Origin of the sequence: Streptomyces aurantiacus JA 4570 (genome assembly GCF_000414115.1) — a bacterium.
Taxonomy (GTDB): domain Bacteria; phylum Actinomycetota; class Actinomycetes; order Streptomycetales; family Streptomycetaceae; genus Streptomyces; species Streptomyces aurantiacus_A.
The window spans coordinates 26,368-32,772 of record NZ_AOPZ01000362.1 but is presented as its reverse complement, the minus strand read 5'-3'; the positions used below and the strand labels follow the sequence as shown (position 1 = coordinate 32,772).

6 protein-coding genes are annotated in these 6,405 nt (G+C 71.6%); 3 read left to right on the top strand and 3 right to left on the bottom strand.

Annotated elements, in window-relative coordinates; genetic code table 11:
- Window positions 1–17: 17 nt before the first annotated feature.
- Together STRAU_RS30460 and STRAU_RS30455 are read right to left on the bottom strand one after the other, a co-directional pair.
- On the bottom strand, window positions 18–812 hold the full coding sequence (locus tag STRAU_RS30460) for an SAM-dependent methyltransferase (RefSeq protein ID WP_016644267.1): 795 nt from the start codon (window positions 810–812) through the stop codon (window positions 18–20).
- Window positions 809–1,654, bottom strand: coding sequence for a helix-turn-helix domain-containing protein (locus STRAU_RS30455; RefSeq protein ID WP_037662942.1), 846 nt, complete (start codon window positions 1,652–1,654; stop codon window positions 809–811). Before STRAU_RS30455 ends, STRAU_RS30460 begins: the two co-directional genes overlap by 4 nt.
- Before the next feature lie 128 nt (window positions 1,655–1,782).
- On the opposite strand from STRAU_RS30455, the gene STRAU_RS44080 reads away from it, so the two are divergent.
- The gene (locus STRAU_RS44080) at window positions 1,783–3,918 is read left to right on the top strand and encodes a helix-turn-helix domain-containing protein (protein WP_016644265.1); all 2,136 of its coding nucleotides are present in this window, start codon (window positions 1,783–1,785) and stop codon (window positions 3,916–3,918) included.
- Between the two features lie 29 nt (window positions 3,919–3,947).
- Here the strand turns inward: STRAU_RS44080 and STRAU_RS30445 are convergent, their stop codons facing one another.
- Complete coding sequence (locus STRAU_RS30445) at window positions 3,948–4,454, bottom strand: Lrp/AsnC family transcriptional regulator (RefSeq protein WP_016644264.1); 507 nt, start codon at window positions 4,452–4,454, stop codon at window positions 3,948–3,950.
- A 63-nt stretch (window positions 4,455–4,517) separates the two neighbouring features.
- Between STRAU_RS30445 and STRAU_RS30440 the strand changes: the two genes are divergently transcribed.
- Window positions 4,518–5,396 (top strand): EamA family transporter, encoded by an 879-nt coding sequence (locus tag STRAU_RS30440; protein WP_016644262.1) that lies wholly within the window; start codon window positions 4,518–4,520, stop codon window positions 5,394–5,396.
- Between the two features lie 20 nt (window positions 5,397–5,416).
- The gene (locus STRAU_RS30435; RefSeq protein WP_016644263.1) at window positions 5,417–6,397 is read left to right on the top strand and encodes an aldo/keto reductase; all 981 of its coding nucleotides are present in this window, start codon (window positions 5,417–5,419) and stop codon (window positions 6,395–6,397) included.
- Window positions 6,398–6,405: the final 8 nt, after the last annotated feature.

Genomic DNA, 6,405 nt, shown 5'->3' with positions numbered 1-6,405 from the left:
GCCCTTGCCGCTCGTCGTCATGAGATCCGTGCGACGCCGCCCCAGCCCGCGCGCACGGTGAGCCGGCCGGTGGTCGCCTCGGGCCGCCAGTTGGGCCAGGACACATAGCCGGGCTCGACGAGCTCCAGGCCCTCGAAGAAGGCCACCGTCTGCTCCGGCTCCCGGAAGATGTAGGGAATCGCGCCGGAGTTGTTGTACGCCTCCTGCACCTCCCGGTGCTTGTCGTCCGCGGCGGTGGAGTGGCTCAGGGACACATAGCTGCCAGAGGGCAGCCGGTCCACCAGGCGGCGTACGAGCGACAGCGCCTCGTCCCAGTCCACGATGTGGCCGAGGACGTCATTGATCACCAGGGCGACGGGCCGGGTCAGGTCCAGGGTCTTGGCCGCGCCCTCCAGGACGGCGTCCGTGTCGCGCATGTCCGCCAGGACGTAGTCCATGGCGCCCTCGGGTGTGCTCTTGCGCATCGCGTGGACGTGCAGCAGGACGAGCGGGTCGTGGTCGACGTACACCACCCGGCACTCGGGGGCGATGCGCTGGGCCACCTCGTGGGTGTTGTTGGCCGTCGGCAGGCCGGCGCCCACGTCGAGGAACTGCCTGATCCCGGCCTCCCGGGCCAGCCAGGTCACCGTACGGATCAGGAAGCCCCGGGACTCCTGGGCCATCGGCTCGATCAGCGGGTACTTGTCGCGGTAGGCGTCACCCGCGGCCTGGTCGGCGGGGAACCAGTCCTTGCCGCCCAGCCAGTAGTTCCAGACGCGCGCGCTGTGGGCGACGGAGGTGTCTATCTGCTGGGGATTGGTCGGCTCGGTCAAGGCAATGCCTCTTTCGACTTGTCGGGGTGGAGGGCGATGGCGCAGGAGTAGTCGAGGAGCAGGCGGTAGTCGGTCACGGTCGCGGAGACGTCCCAGACGTCGGCGCTCCCGGCCGGGCCGCCCTCACGGACCACCCGGTCGGGGATCTCCGGCGCCTCGACCCGGTAGACGGTGATCGCGGGGGTGCCGGTCAGGGCGTGCGGCGGCCCGTCCAGCGGATGGATCTGCAAGGTCACGTCGGGCCCGTCGACGGCGGCGTGCAGGGCGGCCATCTGCTCGGCCATGACGTCGTCACCGCCTACGCGGGTGTGCAGAGCCGTCGCCGACATCACGGCCCAGATGCGTGTCTGCTGTGCGTGCAACCGTTCTTGACGCTTCATCAGCAGCTCGGTCCGCGCGTCCTTGTCGGCGGGGGACAGATCCGGGCGCAGGGCGTCGTCGACGGCGCGGGCGTAGGCCCGGGTGCGCAACAGGGCGGGGACGAGGGCCGGTTCCCAGGCGCGGATCATGCTGGCCGCGGACTCCACGCTCATCAGGTCGAGTTGCCACGGGTCCATGGCGGCACGCCACGGATGCCACCAGCCGGGGAGGTTCGCCGTCGCCAGCTTGCCGAGGAATTCGTCGATCTCCGCGACGGGCGACCCGTACGCCCGCAGCAGCGCCCGGACCTGACCCTCGTCCAGGGACGTCTGGGCCTGCTCGATCCGGCGGACGGTGACCGGGTGGGCGCCGAGCGCGTCGGCCGCGTGCTGACGCGTCAGCCCCGCCGCCTCGCGCAGGGTTTTCAGCCGGGTGGCCAGAACGAGGTGCGCGAGGGTCGGGCCTGACCTTTCGCGGGCCACGAACTCTCCTTCCGGCACTCACCTCAACTTGCGGACAGTGCACACCTTGTCGCTTGCAATCTCTGTTCGCAACCCTTTGAGTGTGTCGAGAGACATCACCAACGCCTCTGGCAGAAGCGGGAGATGACGTGCTGACACTGGGCGCGCTGGTCGGCAGGGACGAGCTCGAGCTCGCCTTCGCCGGAGGGATCGACGCCGCCCGGTACGAGTCGGCAGGGGTGACCGGACTGACGACCCTGACCCTTCCGCAGCTCATGGAGGGCGAGCCCCAGCGACGCCTCGAACCCGGATCCCTGGTCCTGGTCACGGGACTGCCGTTCCGGCTCCGGGGGCACGCGGCGGTCGCGCTGGAGACGCTCGTGGAGCAGCTGGCGCTGGACAAGTGCGCCGGCCTCGTGGTGAACGCGACGCCCGGCGCCCATCAGCCCTTCCCGCAGGCGATACGCGAGCTGTCCTCCGTACTCGCCATCCCCCTGCTGGTCACCACCGCACCGCTGCGGGAGTGGGTCACGGCGCGGCACCGCTTCCAGGAGAACCGGCTGGCCGGTGCCGAGCGCCGGGCCGCTCAACTCGCCACGCTCGTCCAGCAGATGCCCGCCCAGCTCGCCGACCCCAGAGCGATGCAGCGCATCGCGGACTGGCTCGCGCGCGCCCTGCACGTGCAGGTCCTCGTGAGCGAACCGCAGCGCGTCCTCGCGGCCTCGCCGGCCACCGCGGCCGAGACCCTGGCACCGGCGATCATTCACCGGTCCGTCGGCGCGGCGACGCCCGAGCGGGCCGGCGGACCGCACACCCGGCTCATCACCCTCGCCCCGGCCCACGGCGCGGACACGGTGCTGGCCGTGGCCCGCGCCTCGGCGCCGTTCGACGACACCGAGGTCCGCCTCCTGGGCCAGGCCGCCAAGCTCCTCGGCCTCCTGGACCAGGCGCGCAGGGAGTACCGCGCGGCCGCCGACGCCTCGCGTGCGGCCCGGCGAGCCGCGGTGGAACTGCTCCTGGACGCCGAGGTCGACAAGGCGCGCCGGGTCATGGCCCCGCAGGCCCCCGGTCTCCTGGAGCCGGAAACGGCCCGCGTCTTCGTCATCGAGACCGCGCGCACCCACCGGGACGCCGCCGTGCGCCGGTGCGAGGCCGTCACGGCGGGCCGCGCCCTGGTGATCGCGGATCCGCGGGAGGAGCGCCGGGTGCTGGTCGTCCAGCCGATCCAGGAGCCCGCCCGGGGCGCCCGGGTCGGCGGCCGCGCAGCCACCGCATCCACCGCATCCCTCCTGGGCGGTGCGGGCAGTTCCGGCGGCATCGGTGGCATCGGCGGCACAGGCGAACTCGCCGGTGCGTCCGGCGGGCCCGGCTGGGCCGAGCTGCCCGGCGCTTCCGGCTCGGGCGAGCTGCCCGGCGTGTCCGGAGTACACGGCACGGCCGAGCTGCCCGGCACAGCCGAACTCCCCGGCGCGTCCGGAGTTCCCGCCGAACTCGCCCGGCTGGTCGCAGCCTTGGGGGCCGATGCCTCCCTGAGCGGCAGCGGCGTCTACTCCATGTCGATGCTCGCCGAGGCGCTCAAAGAGGCCGTCGCCGCCCAGCGGTTCGCCCTCCACCAGTCCGACGCGGTCGCGCTGTCCGCGCACCACACCGATCTGGTCGGCCTGCTCCCGCCGCGCGAAGCACAGCGCTGGGCCAGGCATCTCCTCGACCCGCTGATGCGGCACGAGACCCAGTGGGAGCAGATGCGCGAGACGCTGGCCAGCGCCCTCGCCCACCCCTACACCGTCGCCGCACGCCGTCTGCGCCTGCACCGCAACACCGTCACGCGGCGCGTGACCCGGGCGGCGGAGGCGCTGAACGTGGACTTCGGCACCGTCGCCGACCGCATCGCCGTCGGCCTGGCACTGGAGCTGGTCACGAGGCGGGAACGCCCCGCGGGTGCCGCCGAGCCCGGCGCGACGCCCCCGACCCTCGCCTCACTGCTGGCCGCGCCCCAGGTCCTCGCCTGGGCGGACACCCTGCTGCACACCGCCCGCGGCGACCGCAGGGACCTGCTGACCACCGCCACGGTCTGGCTGACCCACGACGCCCACATCGAACCGGCCGCACGCGCCCTGGGCCTCTCGGAAGCGACCGTGCGCTCCCACCTGCGCGCGCTGGAGCGGCACACGGCACGGGACTTCAGCTCCCTCGGCGGCCTGCGCGACCTGCAGTTCGCCCTGCACGTCGTGACCGGTGAGCTCGACGTCGCGGACAGCCGCGGCGTCCTGTGCCCGGCGACCTGACCCGCGGTCGCTGAGCCGGAACTGTCGGATCACTCCTGGCCGGGCAGCGGCACCGGCAGCGGGCGCAGCGGCACCGGTGTCGACACCACGATCGACGTGCTCGTCCGCCCGAAGAGCAGGAATGTGTCGAGGACTTCCTCCAGGCCCTCGATCGACGGCGCGTGGACCTTGAGGTGGAAGCAGTCTTCGCCGGTGATCCGGTGGCACTCGACCACCTGTGGGGTGTTGAGTGCGGCCTTGGCGACGTTCGGCAGCTGGCCCGGCCCCGGACTGATGCGGACCAGCGCGGTCACCGGCATGCCGAGCGCGGCGGGGTCCACGTTCATCCGGTAGCCGGTGATGACGCCGAGCCGCTCCAGGCGCTGGACCCGTTCGGTGACGGCGGGAGCGGACATCCCCACGCGGCGGGCCAGCTCCGACATCGACAGGCGCGGGTCGTCGTGGAGTTCGGAGAGAAGACGCACATTGACCGCGTCGAGGAGCCTGACTTGCTCACTGTAGGTCTTCTGACCGTTCGACCTTGATTCTCCAGGCATCCGGCTCCCCCCGCTTTCAAACAGACATTCAATTCGGCTGCTGTGGCCTGCAAGATACCCCGCATGACCCGCACAGCGACGATCCCGGTCCCGGCACCGGCCTACTTCGGGGTCAGCGCGGTCTTCCATTACCTGGGCCCGGCGCTGGCCGTGCTGCTGTTCGCCCACATGGACGTGATCGGCGTCGCCTGGCTCAGGATCGCCGGTGCGGCCGTCGTCTTCGCGGTCTGGCGCAGGCCGTGGCGGCTGAGGGGGCAGCTCACGCGGGGGCAGTCGTGGGACCTGGTCTTGCTCGGTCTGGTCCTGGCCACGATGAACACGGTGTTCTACCTGGCCGTGGCGCGGCTCCCGCTGTCCACGGTGGCCGCGATCGAGTTCCTCGGGGTGATCGGGCTGGCCGCCGTCGGCGCCCGCACGCGACGCAACATGCTCGCGCTGTGCCTCGCCGTCGGCGGCGTGCTCGTCCTCACCGACATCCGGCTCGCCGGGGAGCCGCTGGGGTTCGTCTTCGCGTTCACGAACTCCGCGTTGTTCGTGCTGTACGTGGTCCTCGGTCACCGCGCCGCCAACGCAGGGACGCGTCGGCAACCGGGCGGGATCGACCGGCTCGGCGCGGCCATGCTGATCGCGGCTCTCGTCGCGACACCCGCGGGGATCGGCCAGGCATGGCCGGCGTTCACCCACCCCGTCTGGCTGCTTGCCGGAGTCGGCGTCGGCGTCTGCTCCTCGGTCATTCCGTACGTGGCCGACCAGCTGGCCATGGCCCGGCTGCGGCGCGCCACGTTCGCGCTCATGCTCACCATCCTGCCGGCGACCGCCACCGCCGTCGGCCTGGTCGTGCTCGCCCAGCGTCCCACCGTCTCGGACCTGGTGGGCATCGCGCTGGTCGCCGCCGGAACAGCAGCCCATCAGCAAAGAACCCCACCAGCGAAAACACACTGAAATCGGCAGAAGGACACGGAATGAAATACACCAGGCTCGGCTCGACAGGGCTGAAGGTCTCGCGGGTCTGTCTCGGCATGATGAGCTACGGCGATCCCGCCCAATGGGCGTGGTTCCAGGACGAGGAGGCGGCCGAGCCCTTCGTGCGACGGGCGGCGGAGGCCGGGGTGACGTTCTTCGACACCGCGGACATGTACTCGCGCGGAGTGAGCGAGGAGATCACCGGGCGGCTGCTCGACAAGGTCTTTCCCCGCCGTGACGACTACGTGCTCGCCACGAAGGTCTACTTCCCGATGGGCTCCGGGCCCAACGACGGCGGCCTGTCGCGCAAGCACGTCCTGTCCGGCATCGACGCGTCGCTGCGGCGCCTGGGGGTCGACCACGTCGATCTGTACCAGATCCACCGGTGGGATCACGAAACGCCGATCGAGGAGACGATGGAGGCCCTGCACGACGTGGTGCGTTCGGGCAAGGCGCGCTACATCGGCGCCTCCAGCATGTTCGCCTGGCAGTTCGCCAAGGCCCAGCACGTCGCGGAGACACACGGCTGGACGAAGTTCGTGTCGATGCAGAACCACTACAACCTGGCCTACCGCGAGGAGGAGCGCGAGATGATCCCGCTCTGCCTCGACCAGGGAGTGGGCTGCGTCCCCTGGAGCCCGCTGGCGCGCGGGCTGCTCACCGGTTCCCGCGAACGCGGTGGCGCACAGCGCACGATCCGCGCGGGCAGCGACCAACTCGCCGGGAAGCTGTACGGGGACGCCGACTTCGACGTGGTCGACGCGGTGCGCGAGGTCGCCGGTGAGCGGGGGCTGCCGCCCGCACAGATCGCCCTGGCCTGGCTCCTCAGTAAGCCCGCGGTCAGCGCGCCGATCGTGGGCGCGACCAAGCTGAAGCATCTGGACGACGCCATCGCGGCGGTGGAAGTGTCCCTGAGCGAGGAGGAGATCGCCCGCCTGGAGGCCCCGTACCGGCCCCATCCGGTCCTCGGCCACTCGTGACGTGGTGT